Below are 16,835 nucleotides of genomic sequence, written 5' to 3' on the forward strand. Positions count from 1 at the left end.
GGTGTTCGCGGTGTCGGTGTTCGCGGTGTCGGCGGGGGCCGCGGGGCGGGTGTCGTGCTCGGCGATGCTCATCGCTGTCCTCCGTTCGTCGCGGCTGCGGCGTGGGCGAGCCCGTCTCGTTCGAGCTCGCCGTGCAGCAGCTGCCACTGTTCCTCGAGCTGAGGCGACCGGCTCGTGGTCACGAAGCGGAACAGGTCTTCCGGGTCGAGATCGGCGTCGGTGTTGAGCGCCTCGCGCATCGCGGCGGCGATCTCCTCCGCCCCGGCGGCGAAGCGCTTCTCGGTGTCCTCGTCGAGCGCGCCAGCGGCGGTCAGGTGTGCGCGCAGTCGCAGCAGCGGGTCACGGGCGATCCACGCCTGCACCTCGTCGCGCTCGCGGTAGCGGGTGTCGTCATCGGCGTTCGTGTGCGCCTGCATGCGATACGTGTGCGCCTCGACGAGCGACGGCCCGCCGCCCGCCCGCGCGCGATCCACGGCCTCGGTCAGCACCGCCAGCACGGCCGCGACGTCGTTGCCGTCGACGCGCTGGCCCGGCATGCCGTAGCCGATCGCCTTGTGGGCGAGCGAGGGAGCGGCCGTCTGGCGCGACAGGGGCACCGAGATGGCGAACTCGTTGTTCTGCACGAAGAACACGACCGGCACGTGGAACACGGCGGCGAAGTTCATCGCCTCGTGGAAGTCGCCCTCGCTCGTCGCGCCGTCGCCGCACAGGGCCAGCACGACCGTGTCCTCCCCGCGGTGTTTCGCCGCCTGCGCGAACCCCACCGCGTGCAGCAGCTGCGTGGCCAGGGGAGTGGCCTGCGGTGCGACCCGGTGCGCGCGGACGTCATACCCCGAGTGCCAGTCGCCCTTGAGGAGCACCAGAGCCTCGGCCGGAGCGACACCGCGGGCGATCACGGCGACCGAGTCGCGGTAGGTCGGGAACAGCCAGTCCCGGTCGCCGAGCACCATGGCCGCCGCGACCTGGCACGCCTCCTGCCCGTGCGAGGACGGGTACACGGCGAGGCGCCCCTGTCGCACGAGCGCGTTGGCCTGCTCGTTGATGCGGCGGCCCTCGACGAGACCCCGGTAGGCGGTGAGCAGCGTGTCCGCGTCAGGCAGCGCGTAGGCCTCGTCGTGGACGGTCGTGCCGTCCGCCGTGATCAGATTCACCGCGGTGTCCCGCGGCAGCAGGTCCGTGTGCAGCATCGTCCGCCTCCCTCGCCGAACTCGATGAGGACAGCATGCCCCGGTCGCGACAGTCATCCAATATCCCCGGTCAGATCGTGGACGATTGCACGATGGTTGCGGATCTGGCGTTCACAATGTCAGGATTCAGAACGGGATGAGAGGGGTGCCATGACGGCCCTGGACGACACGGATCGCGCGATCCTCGCCGAGCTCCGACGGGACGCGCGGGCGTCGATGACCGCGATCGCCGAGGCCGTGCACATCTCCCGTGCCGGGGCGCACGCGCGCATCAAGAGGCTGACCGACGCGGGGGTCATCACCGGCTACACCGTGCGCACCGACCCCGTGCTGCTGGGTCACCACGCGAGTGCCTACGTGACCCTCGCGATCGAGCAGGCCACGTGGCAGGACGTCCGGGCTCGGCTGCGGGCGATCCCCGAGATCGAGCACATCGCCCTGGTCGGCGGAGACTTCGACGTGCTCCTGCTCGTGCGGGCGAACGACGCCCGCGACCTCCGCCGCATCGTGCTCGAGGACATCCAGGCGATCCCCTCGATCCGGTCGACCCGCACGATCCTGATCTTCGAGGACGACGACCGCACCTGACGCTCGAGCCACGGCGACGTGGTGCCCGGGTGAACGACGTGGAGACGGGGCGGGCGGTTGATCGTGCGCCCGTCGTGCGCTGCCGTCGAGGGCTGTCCGCGAGCCCGCGCTGGTACGGGATGTCTCGCTCGCGTGTTCCGGAATATCTCTCTGGCCTGGGGTTATCCGGCTCCGAATGTCGGTGGCCCCCGATGGAATCGTCCCATGGAGAGCACATCGGCAGCGGTTCTGGGCGACACGGTCGTCGCCCTCGATGCGGTGCTGCGATCCGGCACCCTGAGTGCTCTCGCCGCGGGGGACATGATGGAGCTGCTGCGGGTGGCGGGCGAGATCCAGCGACGGGTGGAGGCCGTGGTCGTGGAAGCGGTCGCGAACGTCGATCAGCGTCCTGCGGGGTCGGGGGAGCCGGCGTTCTGCGGGCGGTTCGGCTGCCGGTCGATGAACGAGCTCCTGCAACGCGTCCTCCGGGTGGACGCGGCGACCGCCGCACGGACGCTGAAGGCCGCGCGGCTGGTGCGCCGCGAGGTCGACCTCTCCTCCGGGGAGTGGCTCCCGGCGCGGTGGCCGGCGCTGCGCGACGCCCTCGTCGAGGGGGCGATCGGCGTGACGGGGCTGCTGGCCGCGACCGGGCCGATCGAGCAGGCCGGCGCCCGCGTACGCCTCGAAGACCGGTGGCGGGCCGACGCGTATCTGGCTGAGGTCGCGCGCGGCGCGGAGACCTGTGAGGGCGCGGCGGCCGGCGAGGGCGCGGTGGCCGGCGACGGGGCGGACGGGGCGCGCGCGACGCACGCCCACCGGACGGGCACGAGGCAGGCCCCGTGCCGACTCCCGAGGATCTGCGGGTGCGGGCACAGGTGATCCTGCAGTATCTCGATCCCGATGGCGCGGAGCCTGCGGAAGACATCGCGATGCGAGCTCGGGGCGTGGTGCTCGCACGCGCCAAGGACGGCGTCATCCCGATCCGGGGCGCGCTGCTGCCCGAGGTCGCGGGGCAACTGCAGCGGATCTGGGACGCGTACCTGAACCCGAGGGTCGAGGGACCGCCGGTTCCCGGCGTCCACTTCGTGCCGTCCGCAGATCGCGATGACGCCTCCGCCGGCGACCTGCCCCTCTCTCCGGAGGACGATGCGCTCCCGTCCGGAGATGCCGGAGGGATGGTCGATGGGCGGACCCGCACACAGAAGCAGCACGATGCGCTCGCGGCAGCGCTGGGGATCGCGGCCCGCCACGACGACATGCCGCGGTTGGGTGGCGGCGCCCCGACCCTGGTGGTCACGGTCGCCGCCGAGGACTTCGCCCGAGGACGAGGCTGGGCGCAGGTCGAGGGCGTCGGCACACCGGTCTCGACCCGGGTCGCCGCGCACGCGGCCTGCGGCGGCACGGTGCAGCGGGTCGTCCTCGGGGCGGACGGGCGGATCGTCGGGCTCGGGTCGAGCGAGCGGATCTTCACGACCGCGCAGCGCCGCGCGATCAGTGTCCGAGATCGCGAGTGCCTCATCCCCGGGTGCCACGTCCCCGCCGCCTGGTGCGAGATCCACCACGTCACGGAGCATGCCCGCGGGGGCCCGACCCACACCGACAACGGCGTCGCGCTGTGCTGGCACCATCACCGCACGCTCGACACGTCCGGCTGGCAGATCCGCACGCGAGGGGGAGTGCCCCAGGTGCGAGGACCGGCCTGGTGGGATCCCGCGCGACGATGGCGCACCCCACCGCCGAGGGGGCCGCGCCCCGGTGCGGAGCCGCCGCACGCCCGCCGCGCACGCATCCTTCGCGCGGAGACATCTGCGGCGCGCTCCGCGACAAGTGCCGTCGGAGGGGCCGACCGACAATGAGAAGAAGACCGGCGTCCGCGCCGTGACCCGCCGAAGGAGAGACACCGATGTCCGATTCCGCCGTTCCCGTAGCCGTCGACTCGGGATCCACCGATTCCGCCGCGTCCGCAGCCGCCGCTCTGCTCGACCGCATCCAGGCGCCGGAGGGTGCCGGCCGGGAGATCCCGGACGCCGCGACCCGGGAGGTCATCGGCCGCGCCCCCGTCGCGACGGTCGCCGACCTCGACGATGCGATCGCCCGCGCCAAGGCAGCGCAGCCCGCATGGGAAGCCCTCGGACACGAGAAGCGCAGCGAACTCCTCCTGGCCGCGGCCGACGCGATCGACGCCAACGCGGAGGGCCTCGCCTATCTGCTGTCGCGCGAGCAGGGCAAGCCGCTCAACGGCCCGAACGCGCGCTTCGAGCTGGGGGCCTGCTCCGCGTGGCTGCGCACCAACGCCACCACCGTGCTCGAACCGCAGGTGCTGGTCGACGACGAGACCCTGCACGCCGAGCTCGTGTACAAGGCGGCGGGCGTCGTCGGCGCGATCGGCCCGTGGAACTGGCCCCTCATGATCACCATCTGGCAGATCGGGCCGTCGCTGCGCATGGGCAACGCGGTCGTCGCGAAGCCCAGCGAGTACACCCCGCTGAGCGTGCTCGCGATGCTGGCCGTCATGAACGAGGTGCTGCCCGCGGATGTGCTCATCGGCATCTCCGGCGACCGCGAGGTCGGTGCGCGACTGGCCTCCCACCCCGACATCGACAAGATCATGTTCACCGGCTCCACCGCGACCGGCCGCCGCATCATCGAGAGCTCCGCAGGCAACCTCGCCCGCCTCACCCTCGAGCTGGGCGGTAACGACGCCGGCATCGTGCTCCCCGGCACCGACGCCGCCGCGATCGCCGAAGACCTGTTCTGGGGCGCCTTCATCAACACCGGCCAGACCTGCGCCGCCATGAAGCGCCTCTACGTGCACGACTCGATCTACGACGACGTGGTGAACGCACTCGCCGCGATCGCCGAGCAGGTGCCCATGGGCAACGGCCTCGACGAGGGCAACGTGCTCGGGCCGCTGCAGAACCGCCCGCAGTTCGACATCGTCAGCCGGCTCGTGGAAGACGCGAAGAGCCGCGGCGCCCGGATCGTCACCGGCGGCGAGCCCGCATCCGACCTCGGCGAGCTGTTCTACCGCCCGACGATCGTGGCCGACATCGACAACGACGCCGCGCTCGTGCAGGAAGAGCAGTTCGGCCCGGCGCTGCCCGTCATCCGCTACAGCGACGTGGACGAGGCGTTCGAGCTCGCCAACGCGCTCGACGTCGGCCTCGGCGCGTCCGTGTGGTCGAGCGACCCCGAGGCCGCCCGCGAGGCCGCGTCGCGCATGCAGTCCGGCACCGTGTGGATCAACTCGCACGGCGGCCTGCACCCGATGGTGCCGTTCGGCGGCGTCAAGAGCTCCGGCTACGGTCTGGAGTTCGGCGTCGAGGGCCTCAAGTCGGTCGCGGTCACCCAGGTCGTGTCCGGCCCCGGGCGCAAGGCCTGACCGTGGCAGCCGAGAACCCGGGCGTGACCGAGGACCCGGGCGCGGCCGAAAACCCGGGCGCGGCAGTGAACCCGGGCGCGGCTGTGAACCCGGGCGTGACCGAGAACCCGGGCGCGGCAGTGAACCCGGGCGTGACCGAGAACCCGGGCGCGGCCGAGAACCCGGGCGCGGCAGTGAACCCGGGCGTGACCGAGGACCCGGGCGTGACCGTGAACCCGGGCGCGGCCGTGAACCCGGAGTCGGAGCAGCCCGCGATCCGGTCCGCGATCGTCGTGGGTGCCGGCACGTCGGGCGCGATCGTCGCGCGGCGCCTCAGCGATGCGGGCGTGGCGGTCACGCTGATCGAGGCGGGCGGCTACGACACCAACCCGGCCATCCACGATCCGTCCCGTGCGGGGGAGCTGTGGCACTCGGCCGAGGACTGGGACTTCTTCACGGTGCCGCAGCCCCATGCGGGAGGCCGTCGACTGCACCTGCCCCGCGGCAAGGTCACGGGCGGGTCGCACGCGCTCAACGCGATGATCTGGGTGCGCGGCGCCGCGTCCGACTACGACCGCTGGGACCGCGAGGGCGCCACGGGCTGGAGCTGGGCCGACGTGGAGCCGGTGTTCGCCGCGATCGAGAACGACCTGCTCCCGGTCACCGACGACTATCCGCTCTCGCCGATCCAGGCGTCGATCATCGAGGCGGCCGTGCAGGAGGGCCTGCCGCACAACCCGAACTACAACGGCGGTGTGCTCGACGGGGTCTCGCAGGAGCAGGTGACGATGCGCGACGGACGCCGCGTGAACACGTGGACCGCGTACGCGCAGCCGATCGCCGAGCAGCTCACCATCCTCACCGGCCGCGAGGTGCACTCCGTGATCGTGCACGACGGCCGCGCGGTCGGCGTGCGGCTGGGCGAGGGGGCGGAGACGGAGGAGGTGCGCGCCGACGAGGTGATCCTCGCGGCAGGCGCGATCGGCACGCCGGTGATCCTGCTGCGCTCCGGCATCGGCCCGGCCGACGAGCTCGACGCACTCGGCATCCCCGTGGTGCTCGACGCGCCCGGCGTGGGCAGGAACCTGCACGACCACCTGCTGTCGCCCGTGATCTTCGCCACCGGGAAGAAGCCCGTCGGCCCGCCGCAGCCCGGTGTCTCCGTGACCCAGAGCCACCTGTTCTGGCGGAGCCGCGAGGGCCTGCCCGAACCCGACACCCAGCCCATCCACTTCTCCGTGCCGATGTGGGGCGAGCTGGAGCCGCGCGGCAGCGACGGCTTCACCCTCATGGCCGGTCTCGTCACGCCGTACAGCCGCGGGTCGCTCCGGCTCACCGGGCCGGGACTCGCCGACCCGCCCGCGATCGACCTCGCCGCCCTCGAAGACCAGCGCGACGCCGACGCCCTCGCCGCCTCCGTGCGCCAGTGCCGCCGCATCGGCACCCGGCCGGCGCTCGCCGAGGAGTGGGGTGCGACCGAGGTCTACCCGGGGCCGGACGTGCCCGACGACGCGGTCGAGGACTGGGTGCGCCGCACCGCCATCACCTACCACCACCAGGTCGGCACGTGCCGCATGGGCTCCGACGCCGAGGCCGTGGTGGATCCGCAGCTGCGGGTGCGCGGCATCGACGGCCTCCGCGTCGTCGACGCCTCGGTCATGCCCACGGTCCCCACCGGCAACACGAACGCACCGGCCGCCATGATCGGGGAGCGCGGCGCGCGCTTCGTCCTGGCGGGCTGACGGGGGAGGGTCCGGTGCGATCAGCGGGAGGGCGGGGCGGCCGGGCGGCGCAGCGTCGACAGCAGTGCGTCGAGCGCGTCGTTCAGCCGTCCGTCCCCCGCGGAGTCCGGCATCAGCACCGAGATCATCTGCCAGCCGGCGTTGCGGGACGCGATCTCGTTGACCGCCGTCTCGATGTCGACGTGGTCGGCCAGCTCGCCGTCGTCGCGCGCCTCGATCAGGCACTGGCGGAACAGGTCGCGCCAGTGCAGGTTGTTCACGCGGTGGATGCGCGTGACCTCCTCGTCCTGCGAGGCGTGGTCCCAGAAAGCGATCACGACCTTCGCGTACAGCGGGCCGTTCGGGCTGTAGGGCAGGATCTCGCGGCACATGCGCTCCAGGGCCTCCAGCCCCCGCACGCCCTCGATGCGCGCGTGGATGCGGTCGTTCGCGAGCGTGTACAGCCGGAGGAACGCGGCGGTGAGGACGCTGCGCTTGTCGGGGAAGTACCGGGCGATCGCGCCGTGCGCGTACCCCGCCTCGGTCGCGATCTCCCGCATGGTGAGCTTGTCGAATCCCACCCGGATGATGACCTGCGTGGCGGCGTCGGCGATGTGGTCGCGGCGCTCGTCGTGGTCGACGATCTTCGGCATCGATATCCCCCTCTGCATCAACCCTCATCTGCATGACCTTTTTCGTCACCATTCGGTGACTAACGTAACCCGATCGTAACCGCAGCCCTGCAAGGCACGAGTACGATCTTTAAAATCACCAGCCGGTGACTAACTCGAAGAGGAGTTCTCCATGAACATGAATCGACTCGCACGACGGGCGGCCGGAGTGGTCGCCGCGGCGGGAGTGCTCGCGCTGGCCGCGTGCACGTCGTCCCCGGCCGACTCCGGCTCCGGCTCCGGCTCGGGCGCGGGCGGCGAGCTGACCACCCTCAAGGTCGCCACCATCGGACTCGTCTCCGACGGGGCGCTGCTGCTCGGACAGGAGCAGGGCTTCTTCGAGGACGAGGGCCTGGCGATCGAGACGTCGGTGGTCGCCAACCCGCCTGCGGGCCTCGCCGCCGCGCAGAGCGGCCAGGTCGACATCGCCTACGCCCCCAGCATCCCGCTGCTCAACGCGCTCGCGAGCGGGGTGCCGCTCAAGGTCGTGGCTCCCGCCGACGGTTACGTCGACGGCGCGGCCGACGCCGAGGACCCGGCCGAGGTCGACGACACCGGCCTCTACGCCTCCGCGGCGAGCGGCATCACCGACGTCGCCGACCTGGAGGGCGCGACCATCGCCATCCCCGCCCGCAAGGCGCAGCTGGAGGTCGTGATCACCGATGCCCTCGACCGCGCCGGCGTCGATCCCTCCTCGGTCGAGTGGGTCGTGCTCGACTTCACCTCCGCGGTCGCGGCGCTCAAGAGCGGCACCGTCGACGCGGCCGGCCTCGTGAGCCCGTTCACCGGCGAGGCCGCCGCGGCCGGGGCGACGTTCGTCTCCGCCCCGTCGGTCGGCTTCTTCGAGGAGGGCGCCGTCGGACTGTGGACCACGGGGGAGAGCACCCTCTCGGGCAAGGCCGACGCGATCGCCGCGTTCCAGCGGGCCATCGCCAAGAGCAACGCCTACGCGAACGAGCATCCGGAGGACGCGATCCAGGCCGGCATCGACGCCACCGGCTCGACGCTCACGGTCGACGAGGTCAAGCTCCCGTTCTGGCCCGCCGAGGTCGCCCCGATCGACCTCGAGCGCGTGAACGAGAAGCTCGGGAAGCTCGGCTTCCTGCCGTCCCCGGTCGACCTCGAGGGCGTCGTCGTCGCCGCGGAGTGAGCACCATGACCCGTTCCCCCCTCGTCCCACCCCTCGTCGGAGCGGTCGGCGTCCTCGCGGCGCTGGCCCTCTGGGAGTGGTCCGCGACCGCCGGGCCCCTCGCCGACTCCCCGCTGCCGCCCGCGACCGCCGCGATCGGCGAGGCCGTGCGCCTGCTCGGCACCCCCGCCACCTGGACCGCGCTCGGCGACACCCTCACCATGGCGCTCGTCGGGCTCGTGCTCGCCATCGTGATCGGCGTGGTGCTGGGCGTCGCGATCGGCACCTCGCCCCTGGCGATGCACGCCACCCGCGTGCCCCTCGAGTTCCTCAAGCCGATCCCGCCGATCGTGATCCTGCCCGTGGTGGTGCTCGTGCTCGGGCCCACCCTGGGCATGGGGATCTTCCTGGTGTTCTTCGGCTGCTTCATCGCGATCGCCGTGCAGGCCTCCGCCGGCGTCTTCGACACCGATCCGGTGGCCAGGGCGACCGGGCGTTCGTACGGCATGGGGCGCGGCGAGATCCTCGGCCGCATCGTGCTGCCCAGCGCCCTGCCCTACATCGGCACCGCGATCCGCGTCGCGGCGCCCACCTCGCTCGTGGTCGCGGTCGTGGCCGGGCTGCTCGGCGGCGGGCCCGGTCTCGGCCAGAGCCTGCTGCTGTCGCAGATCAGCGGCAACCAGGCGCAGCTGTTCGCCTACGTGCTCCTCCTCGGCGTGCTCGGCCTGCTCGTGCAGGGACTGAGCCAGTGGGGCGAGCGGCGGCTGCTGCACTGGCACCCCCAGTACCGGAAGCAGGTCGTGTGATGACCCTGACCACCTCGATCCAGACCCCCTCGCGCCTGTCCAGGAGGCGCGGCCAGGGCGGTCTCCCGCGGGGCGTGCTGATCGGTGCGGAGATCGCCGTGCCGGTGCTGCTGCTCGTGCTGTGGTGGGTCGCCTCCGCAGCCTCGACCAACGCGTTCTTCCCGCCGCTGCAGGTGATCCTCCAGCGCCTGTGGCAGCTCGCGCAGACGCCGGCGTTCCTGGTCGACGTCGCCTCCTCGGTCGGCAACCTCGCGCTGTCGTTCGTGCTGGCGACCGTGATCGGCGTGCTGCTCGGCCTGGTGCTCGGGCTCATCCGTCCGCTCAGCTGGCTGGTGGAGCCGACCGTGCACTTCTTCCGCGCGATCCCGCCCGTCGCGCTCGTGCCGATCTTCGTGTCGCTGATCGGCTTCGGCACCGAGACCCGCATCCTCTCGATCACCCTCGCCGCGGTGTTCCCGATCCTCATCTCGACCATCGACGGGGTGCGCGCAGGGGAGCCGACGCTCGACATGGTCAGCCGCGTCTACCGGCTGACCGGCCCCGAGCGGCTGTTCTCCGTGATGCTGCCCGCCGCGGGGCCGCGCATCCTGTCCGGCATGCAGGTCAGTCTCATCACCGCGTTCGTCGTGATGATCGCGAGCGAGATGCTCGGCTCCTCCACCGGACTGGGAGCGGCGACCCTGCTCGCGCAGCAGTCGTTCGCGATCCCCGACATGTGGGCGGGCATCCTCGTGCTCGGCATCATCGGCTACGCCGCCACCGCCCTGTTCACCCTCTTCCGGCGCCGCGTGCTGCGCTGGTACATCGCCTCCCAGCAACAGGAGAAGAACGCATGACCACCATCGAGAGCGCCCCCGTGCGCCTGCGCGTCGACGGACTCGCCAAGTCGTACCAGACCCGCAACGGCCTCGTGCCGGTGATCGCCGACCTCACGTTCGACGTGCGCGCCGGCGAGGTGTGCTGCATCGTCGGCCCGTCCGGCATCGGCAAGACCACGCTGCTGAAGTGCCTCACCGGGCTCCAGGGCATCACCGCCGGGAGCGCCGCGATCGACGGCGTGCCCATCGACGGGCCGCCCCAGGAGATGGCCCTCGTGTTCCAGGAGTACACGCGCTCGCTCATGCCGTGGCTCACCGTGGAGAAGAACGTGCGGCTGCCCCTGAAGCACCTGCGTCTGCCCGCCGCGGAGCGCGAGGAGCGGATCGGCGCCGCGCTCGCCGCGGTCGGCCTCTCCGGTGCCGAGGCGAAGTTCCCGTGGCAGCTGTCGGGCGGCATGCAGCAGCGCGTCGCCATCGCCCGGGCGATCGCCTACCGGCCCGAGGTGCTGGTGATGGACGAGCCCTTCGCCTCGGTCGACGCGCAGACGCGCTTCGAGCTGGAGGACCTGTGCCTGCGGATCCGCGAGCAGTTCGGCATGACCATCGTGATCGTCACCCACGACATCGACGAGGCCGTGTACCTGTCCGACCGCGTCGTGGTGCTGGGCGAGCGGCCGGCCAAGGTCACCGAGATCATCGACATCGACCTCGGCCCGCGCGACCAGCTGACCACGCGGGCGCTCCCGGCGTTCGCGGAGCTGCGCACGCGCATCTTCGAGCTGATCCGGAGGGCCGGCTGAATGGCGGCCGCAGACGCCCGCGGCTACGAGGGCTTCGAGGGCACGGCGGCGGAGTTCACGTCGGAGTCGGAGCCGTGGTGGCCCGAGCCGCGGCGGGCGCGGGCGGGGGCGCCGAACGTGATCGTGATGCTGATCGACGACCTGGGTTTCAGCGACCTCGGCCCGTTCGGCAGCGAGATCGACACGCCCCACATCGACGCCCTCGCCGACGACGGCTGGGTGTTCACGAACTACCGCACCGCGCCGATGTGCTCCCCGGCGCGGGCGGCGCTGCTCACCGGCCTCAACCCGCACCGCGCGGGCTTCGGGTTCGTGGCGCACGTCGACCCCGGCTACCCCGGCTTCTCGTGCGAGCTGCCCGCGGCGGCCCCCACCCTCGCGGAATCGCTGCGCGCCGGCGGTTACGCGACCTTCATGGTCGGCAAGTGGCACCTGACGCTGGAGTCGCGGCTGCACGACGGCGCCGACCGCCGCACCTGGCCGCTGCAGCGCGGGTTCGACCGGTACTTCGGGAGCATGGACGGCTTCACCTCGCTGCACCACCCGCACCGGCTCGTGCAGGACAACTCCGTGGTGGACGTGCGCGAGTTCCCCGACGGGTTCTTCCTCACCGACGAGCTGACCGACCGCGCGATCGGCATGATCGACGACCTGCGCGTGAACGAGCCCGACCGCCCCTTCTTCCTCTACTACGCGCACACCTCGGTGCACGGGCCGATCCAGGCCAAGGAGGCCGACATCGAGAAGTACCGCGGCCGCTACGAGGACGGCTGGAACCGGATGCGCGAGCAGCGGTTCGCCCGGCAGCGCGAGCGCGGCATCGTGCCCCCGCACGCCGAACTGCCGCCCGACCCGCTCGCCGACGGCGCGAGCATCCCCGCGTGGGACGCGCTCGACCCCGAGGAGCAGCGCCTGTTCGCCCGGCACATGGAGGTGTACGCGGCGGCGGTCGACGAGATCGACCAGAGCGTGGGGCGGCTGCGCGCGCGCCTGGAGCGCAGCGGCGAGTGGGACAACACCCTCGTGGTGCTCGCGAGCGACAACGGCGGCACCGCGGAGGGCGGCCCGACGGGCACCCGCAGCTACTTCGCCCAGTTCGGCGCCTCCGGGGCGATGCCCGACGGCTGGGTGCGCGACGTGCCGCGCGACGTGGACGACATCGGCGGCCCGCGGCTGTTCGGGCAGTACCCGACCGGCTGGGCACGCGTGTCGAACACGCCGTTCCGCTCGTTCAAGGCCACGACCTACGAGGGCGGGGTGCACGCGCCGCTGATCGTGTCGTGGCCCGACGCCCCCATGACGGGCGGCCTGCGCGACCAGTTCGTGTTCGTGTCGGACCTCGCCCCGACGATCCTGGAGCTGTGCGGCGTGCCCCCGCTCGACGAGCGGCACGGACGGCCGGCACTCGAGATGGACGGCGGCAGCATCGCGTCCGTGCTCGCCGACCCCGCGGCCGACGGCCGGGAGGCGCAGTACTTCGAGTGCGTCGGACGGCGGGCGATCGTCGAGGGCGGCTGGAAGGCGCTGTCGCCCGTGCCCCCGACGCGCGACGAGGGGCCGGAGGGCGGGGTGTGGGAGCTGTACGACCTCGCCGCGGACCCCACCGAGACCCGCGACGTGGCGGCCCTGCACCCGGAACGCGTCCGGGCCCTGGCGGCGCGGTGGCACGCGGAGGCCTGGCGCAACACCGTGTTCCCGCTCGACGACGAGGGCGCCCTGTTCCGGCTGCGGCCCGACACCGAGGAGCCCCTGTCGGCTCCGGTCGACCTCATCCCGTTCCGCCCCCCGCTGGAGCGGTTCCGGTCGTCCAAGCTCACCGTGCTGCGGTCGTTCCTGGTCGAGGTCGACGTGCTCGTACGCGACGATGCGGCGGGCGTGATCGTGGCGCACGGCGACCAGGGCGGCGGTTACCTGCTCGCGCTCGACGACCGCGCGCCGCTGCTGGCGTACAACGCGTACGGGGCGATGCACCGGGCGGACGGCCCCCGGCTCGCTCCGGGGTCGCACGAGCTGGTGCTGCGCGTGGACGAGCGGCCGGGACTGCGGTGGCGGGTCGCGCTCGACGTGGACGGCGCCGAGGTCGCCCGCATCGACGACGTGCCGATGCTGCTCGGGATGGCGCCGTTCACGGGCATCAGCGTCGGCTACGACTACGGCGGCCCGGTCGACTGGGAGCTGCACGAGCGGCACCGTTCCTTCCCGTTCCGCGGCGGTGAGCTGCGGCGGGTGCGCTACGTGCCCGGACAGCGGTCGACGCATGACGCGACCGAGCTGCGGGCCGTCGGACGGGCCGTGCTGGCGGTCGCCGACTGACCGGGACCGCGGTCGGCGCCGGCGTCTGAGGGGTCGCCGGCGCCGACCGCACCGGTCCGTCCGGCGCCGACCGCACCGGTCCGTCCGGCGCCGACCGCACCGGTCCGTCCGGGTCGCCCGCACCGGACCGACCGCAGGCGGGAGGGGCACGACCCGGGCCGGCCCCACCGGTCCCCGCGGCTCAGGCCGTGAGCTGCGCGACCGCGACGAGCACGAGCGCCACCACGCCGAAGCCGCTCGCGAACACGGTCAGCAGCAGCGGCAGCCCTCCGCCGGGCAGGGGTCCGGTCGCGCGTTCCGTCAGCACCGCGGTCGTGCGCGCCTGACGCCGCCGCGCCGCGACCCACAGCACGCAGGCCGTGGCCACCCCGAGGATCCCCGGCACGACCCCCCAGGCCCCCGCGGCCGGGGGCAGCGCGAGCGGGAACACCCGCAGCGACAGCAGCGAGCCGATCGCGATCGCCAGGGCCGTGCGCCGCCAGGCGAGCTCCGTGCGCTCGGGCTGCAGCCCCGGGTCGTACAGGCGATCCGGTTCCGCCGCCCCCCGCCGCATCAGGGCCGCCGCCCCGTCAGCGCCACAGCACGCCCGCGAGGACGAGCAGGCCGACCGTCACCACGACCACCGCGAGCAGCACGGCGGAGAGCGCCCCGGGCAGCGGCCGCGACTGGCGCAGCGCCCGCTCGGCCCGCATCCACTCGAACCACGCGAGGGGAGCGACCGCGGTGCCCGCGACCATCAGCAGCAGCGACGCCGCGAGCCGGAATCCCGGGTGCAGGTCGAGCCCCAGCACCTCCAGGGCCACACCGCCCGCGATCAGCGCGAGTCCGGTGCGGGTCCAGGCCAGGAACGTGCGCTCGTTCGCGAGCGAGAACCGCGGATCGGGCTCCTCGCCCACGCGGTAGACGGAGGCGGGGAAGCGGCGCATGGCCTCATCGTAGCGGCGCATCCGCCGCTCAGCGCTCGTGCACGGGACGCCCGGCGAACCAGGTCGACACGACCTCCGTGTGCACGATCTCCTCGGCGGGCCCGGCGATCGCGTCGCGCTCCAGCACCACGAAGTCCGCGGACTTGCCCGGCGTGAGGGAGCCCGTCTCGGCGCCGAGACCCATCGCGGTCGCGGCGTTGATCGTGAACACCTCCAGCGCCTCCTCGGCCGTGAGCGCCTGCTCCGGCCACAGCGTGCCCGGCGCGCGCCGGAGCGGATCGGCGCGGGTCACCAGACCCTGCAGTCCCTCCAGGGTGTTCGGCGACTCGCTCACCGGCCAGTCCGAACCGCCGGCGACGAGGGCGCCCGCGTCGAGCAGCGACCGGTTGGGCTGCGAGTGCTCGGCCCGCGCACCCAGCACGTCGGCCAGCGCCTGCGGGATCACGCCCGGGTACCAGATGAAGGGCGAGATGTCGGCCGAGACGTCGAGCGCCGCCAGCCGCGGGATGTCGCTCTCGGCGAGGAACTGCCCGTGCGCGATCTGCACGGGCGTGGTGAACCCCTCCGCCCTGAGCTGCTCCGCGGCGTCGAGCACGAGCCGCGCCGAGCCGTCGCCCGTGCAGTGCGCCTTGGCGCCCAGGCCGCGGGCGGCGACCGTGCGCAGCCAGCCGGTGAGCTCGTCGAGGGTCATGGTCGTCTCGCCGTGGAAGTGCGCACCGTGCACCGGGTCGGCGGGGTACGGGTCGAGGAACGAGGCGGTGCGCGCGGGCGGCACGCCGTCGAGGAAGATCTTCACGAAGTCCGGCCGGTGGTGGGCGGTGCGATACTCCTCGCCGCGGTCGAGCAGGGGACTGCCGATCGGGTCGAAGCCGAAGATCTCGTCGTTGATGAGCAGCGACGACACCACCCACGCGTGCAGCTCGTCCGCGCGGTCGAGCCCGGCGAGCGCGGCCAGGATGTCGACCGAGACCCCCGCGTCCTGGAAGGCCGTGATCCCGAACGAGTTCAGCAGCTCGACGCCGCGGCGGGAGGCGGCCGCGTGCTGCTCCGGGGTGAGTCCGCCGCTGCGGTCGTACGCCTCCTGCACCGGGATGCCCGCCGCCTCCAGCAGCACGCCGGTCGGGGTGCCGTCGTCGGGGTCGAGCAGCGTGACGCCGCCCGCCGGGATGCTGCCGGCGGTGATGCCCGCCAGCTCCAGCGCCCGGCTGTTCGCCCAGCGGTTGTGCCGGGAGTCCTCCATGAGCGCGACCGGGCGCCCGCCCGCCGCCTCGTCGAGCCGCCGCCGGGTCGCGGTGTTCGCGAGGGTCGGCAGCAGGGTGGTGGCCACGGCGCCGCCGACGATCCACGCGTCCTCCGGCAGCGTCGCCGCCTTCTCGCGCACCCGGTCCAGGATCTCGTCGAGGCTCAGCGACGGCGCCAGCGACAGCTCGAACAGCTCGGTGCGTCCGGCGAGCGCGTGATGGTTGTGCACATCGACGAAGCCCGGATACACGGCGGCGTCGCCGACCTCGAGCGTCCGTGTGCGGCGCCCGCGGAGGCCCTCCACGTCGGCGCGGTCGCCGATGGCGAGGATCCGCCCGTCGCGCACGGCGAAGGCCTCGGCGCGGGGCCGCGTCCGATCGGCCGTGCGGATCGTGGAACCGGTGACGATGAGGTCGGCGACGTCGGTCATGTCAGGCGTCTCCGAAGGTCGCGGGCTCGAGCTCGGGCGTGTGGTGCGTGGTCGACAGCAGTCGTCCGTAGGCGCCGAACGTGAAGTGCGTCGGCACCTCGCCCGACTCGTCCAGGCCGAACAGCACGCCGTGCGAGCGGATCGCGTTCACGTCACGGTGGTCGGCGATGGTGACCGACGCGCACGGGATGACCTTCTCGCGCCACGCGAACACGTAGATGCCCGGTCGCACCTCCCACACGCTGTTCTCGTCGGTGTCGGCCAGGCCGCGCTCCGGGCCGGCGAGGCACTGCCACGAGTACCACCGCGGCGACAGGTACACGTGCTCGTAGGCGTGCTCCTCGCTGTACACCCACTCCACGCGACGTCCGATGAGCGTCGTGGTCGGGGCGGCCTCGGCGCCGGTCACCTCCGTGCCCTCGATGGTGCCCGGCGCGAAGTGGTGCTGCACGCGCGTGCGGCCCTGCTCGGGGGCGGGGAGGATGTCGGAGATCACGGCCAGCGAGCGCCCGTGCCGCAGGTCGAGGATCAGCGACACGGCCTCGTTCGGCAGGTAGCGGTGGTGGAACTGCACGAAGTACAGCTCGTCGTCGACCTCGAACGCCTCGTAGTCGTCGGTGTCGCTCGCGGCCTCGGTGCTGTCGTCGGCGCCGGGGCGGTAGTCCCACGTGACGGTGGAGTCGTCGAAGCGGTGCACGATGCGGGTGCCGCGGCCGTCGACCACGGTGATCTCGCGGCCGCTCAGCGCCCTGCTGTGCGGGGCCTTGTTGGCGTCGAAGCCGGGGGCGAGTCCCTCCAGCGGCAGCCACGTGGAGGTGTCTGCGGGGTTCAGCGTCGTCGTCATGGGGTTCCTTCCTTCGGAGG

16 protein-coding genes are annotated in these 16,835 nt (G+C 72.8%); 10 read left to right on the forward strand and 6 right to left on the reverse strand.

The genetic code is table 11. From position 1 onward, the window contains the following. Positions 1–68: 68 nt before the first annotated feature. Positions 69–1,187, reverse strand: coding sequence for a pyruvate dehydrogenase (acetyl-transferring) E1 component subunit alpha (pdhA, locus tag ACWH95_RS10255; RefSeq protein WP_136029125.1), 1,119 nt, complete (start codon positions 1,185–1,187; stop codon positions 69–71). 150 nt (positions 1,188–1,337) lie between these two features. Between pdhA and ACWH95_RS10260 the strand changes: the two genes are divergently transcribed. The 5 genes from ACWH95_RS10260 to ACWH95_RS10280 all read left to right on the forward strand — a co-directional run bounded on the left by ACWH95_RS10260 (position 1,338) and on the right by ACWH95_RS10280 (position 6,857). Further along, positions 1,338–1,775, forward strand: coding sequence for an Lrp/AsnC family transcriptional regulator (locus ACWH95_RS10260; RefSeq protein WP_205812604.1), 438 nt, complete (start codon positions 1,338–1,340; stop codon positions 1,773–1,775). 204 nt (positions 1,776–1,979) lie between these two features. Then, complete coding sequence (locus ACWH95_RS10265) at positions 1,980–2,633, forward strand: hypothetical protein (RefSeq protein ID WP_454120611.1); 654 nt, start codon at positions 1,980–1,982, stop codon at positions 2,631–2,633. After that, on the forward strand, positions 2,594–3,610 hold the full coding sequence (locus ACWH95_RS10270; protein ID WP_454120612.1) for a DUF222 domain-containing protein: 1,017 nt from the start codon (positions 2,594–2,596) through the stop codon (positions 3,608–3,610). Before ACWH95_RS10265 ends, ACWH95_RS10270 begins: the two co-directional genes overlap by 40 nt. A gap of 47 nt (positions 3,611–3,657) precedes the next feature. Beyond that, positions 3,658–5,136, forward strand: coding sequence for an aldehyde dehydrogenase family protein (locus ACWH95_RS10275; protein WP_454120613.1), 1,479 nt, complete (start codon positions 3,658–3,660; stop codon positions 5,134–5,136). A gap of 254 nt (positions 5,137–5,390) precedes the next feature. Next, positions 5,391–6,857: a GMC family oxidoreductase gene (locus tag ACWH95_RS10280; RefSeq protein WP_454120663.1), complete on the forward strand. Its 1,467-nt coding sequence runs from the start codon at positions 5,391–5,393 to the stop codon at positions 6,855–6,857. A gap of 20 nt (positions 6,858–6,877) precedes the next feature. On the opposite strand, the gene ACWH95_RS10285 is transcribed toward ACWH95_RS10280, so the two are convergent. Continuing rightward, a complete protein-coding gene (locus tag ACWH95_RS10285) occupies positions 6,878–7,489 on the reverse strand; it encodes a TetR/AcrR family transcriptional regulator (RefSeq protein ID WP_136029129.1) in 612 nt (203 codons plus the stop codon). 151 nt (positions 7,490–7,640) lie between these two features. Between ACWH95_RS10285 and ACWH95_RS10290 the strand changes: the two genes are divergently transcribed. Genes ACWH95_RS10290 through ACWH95_RS10310 form a run of 5 tightly spaced genes read left to right on the forward strand, consistent with a single transcriptional unit; the run spans position 7,641 to position 13,373 of the window. Next, entirely contained in the window at positions 7,641–8,657 is a 1,017-nt protein-coding gene (locus ACWH95_RS10290) for an ABC transporter substrate-binding protein (RefSeq protein ID WP_136029131.1), read from the forward strand. Positions 8,658–8,662: 5 nt separating this feature from the next. Then, on the forward strand, positions 8,663–9,442 hold the full coding sequence (locus ACWH95_RS10295; RefSeq protein WP_136029132.1) for an ABC transporter permease: 780 nt from the start codon (positions 8,663–8,665) through the stop codon (positions 9,440–9,442). Beyond that, positions 9,442–10,278, forward strand: a complete 837-nt coding sequence (locus ACWH95_RS10300; RefSeq protein ID WP_136029135.1) for an ABC transporter permease — start codon at positions 9,442–9,444, stop codon at positions 10,276–10,278. Before ACWH95_RS10295 ends, ACWH95_RS10300 begins: the two co-directional genes overlap by 1 nt. Then, positions 10,275–11,060, forward strand: coding sequence for an ABC transporter ATP-binding protein (locus ACWH95_RS10305; RefSeq protein ID WP_136029137.1), 786 nt, complete (start codon positions 10,275–10,277; stop codon positions 11,058–11,060). Before ACWH95_RS10300 ends, ACWH95_RS10305 begins: the two co-directional genes overlap by 4 nt. Continuing rightward, entirely contained in the window at positions 11,061–13,373 is a 2,313-nt protein-coding gene (locus tag ACWH95_RS10310; protein ID WP_206251589.1) for an arylsulfatase, read from the forward strand. It begins immediately after the preceding gene. A gap of 181 nt (positions 13,374–13,554) precedes the next feature. Here the strand turns inward: ACWH95_RS10310 and ACWH95_RS10315 are convergent, their stop codons facing one another. From ACWH95_RS10315 to ACWH95_RS10330, 4 genes are read right to left on the reverse strand one after another with little or no spacing between them, the layout of a single operon-like run. Then, on the reverse strand, positions 13,555–13,926 hold the full coding sequence (locus tag ACWH95_RS10315) for a DUF202 domain-containing protein (protein ID WP_206251588.1): 372 nt from the start codon (positions 13,924–13,926) through the stop codon (positions 13,555–13,557). A gap of 16 nt (positions 13,927–13,942) precedes the next feature. Further along, positions 13,943–14,299 (reverse strand): YidH family protein, encoded by a 357-nt coding sequence (locus tag ACWH95_RS10320; RefSeq protein ID WP_136029142.1) that lies wholly within the window; start codon positions 14,297–14,299, stop codon positions 13,943–13,945. A 28-nt stretch (positions 14,300–14,327) separates the two neighbouring features. After that, complete coding sequence (locus ACWH95_RS10325) at positions 14,328–15,971, reverse strand: amidohydrolase (RefSeq protein WP_206251586.1); 1,644 nt, start codon at positions 15,969–15,971, stop codon at positions 14,328–14,330. 1 nt (position 15,972) lies between these two features. Further along, positions 15,973–16,815, reverse strand: coding sequence for a molybdenum cofactor biosynthesis F family protein (locus ACWH95_RS10330; RefSeq protein ID WP_206251585.1), 843 nt, complete (start codon positions 16,813–16,815; stop codon positions 15,973–15,975). Between the last annotated feature and the right edge of the window lie 20 nt (positions 16,816–16,835).

The organism is Microbacterium sp. NPDC055502, from assembly GCF_053643635.1.

Excerpts from the sequence above, each read along its gene's own strand:
- pdhA (WP_136029125.1), bottom strand. The coding sequence starts at position 1,187 with ATGCTGCACACGGACCTGCTGCCGCGGGACACCGCGGTGAATCTGATC.
- ACWH95_RS10275 (WP_454120613.1), top strand. The coding sequence starts at position 3,658 with ATGTCCGATTCCGCCGTTCCCGTAGCCGTCGACTCGGGATCCACCGAT.
- ACWH95_RS10265 (WP_454120611.1), top strand. The coding sequence starts at position 1,980 with ATGGAGAGCACATCGGCAGCGGTTCTGGGCGACACGGTCGTCGCCCTC.
- ACWH95_RS10285 (WP_136029129.1), bottom strand. The coding sequence starts at position 7,489 with ATGCCGAAGATCGTCGACCACGACGAGCGCCGCGACCACATCGCCGAC.
- ACWH95_RS10315 (WP_206251588.1), bottom strand. The coding sequence starts at position 13,926 with ATGCGGCGGGGGGCGGCGGAACCGGATCGCCTGTACGACCCGGGGCTG.
- ACWH95_RS10320 (WP_136029142.1), bottom strand. The coding sequence starts at position 14,299 with ATGCGCCGCTTCCCCGCCTCCGTCTACCGCGTGGGCGAGGAGCCCGAT.
- ACWH95_RS10325 (WP_206251586.1), bottom strand. The coding sequence starts at position 15,971 with ATGACCGACGTCGCCGACCTCATCGTCACCGGTTCCACGATCCGCACG.
- ACWH95_RS10310 (WP_206251589.1), top strand. The coding sequence starts at position 11,061 with ATGGCGGCCGCAGACGCCCGCGGCTACGAGGGCTTCGAGGGCACGGCG.
- ACWH95_RS10330 (WP_206251585.1), bottom strand. The coding sequence starts at position 16,815 with ATGACGACGACGCTGAACCCCGCAGACACCTCCACGTGGCTGCCGCTG.
- ACWH95_RS10295 (WP_136029132.1), top strand. The coding sequence starts at position 8,663 with ATGACCCGTTCCCCCCTCGTCCCACCCCTCGTCGGAGCGGTCGGCGTC.
- ACWH95_RS10290 (WP_136029131.1), top strand. The coding sequence starts at position 7,641 with ATGAACATGAATCGACTCGCACGACGGGCGGCCGGAGTGGTCGCCGCG.
- ACWH95_RS10300 (WP_136029135.1), top strand. The coding sequence starts at position 9,442 with ATGACCCTGACCACCTCGATCCAGACCCCCTCGCGCCTGTCCAGGAGG.
- ACWH95_RS10305 (WP_136029137.1), top strand. The coding sequence starts at position 10,275 with ATGACCACCATCGAGAGCGCCCCCGTGCGCCTGCGCGTCGACGGACTC.
- ACWH95_RS10260 (WP_205812604.1), top strand. The coding sequence starts at position 1,338 with ATGACGGCCCTGGACGACACGGATCGCGCGATCCTCGCCGAGCTCCGA.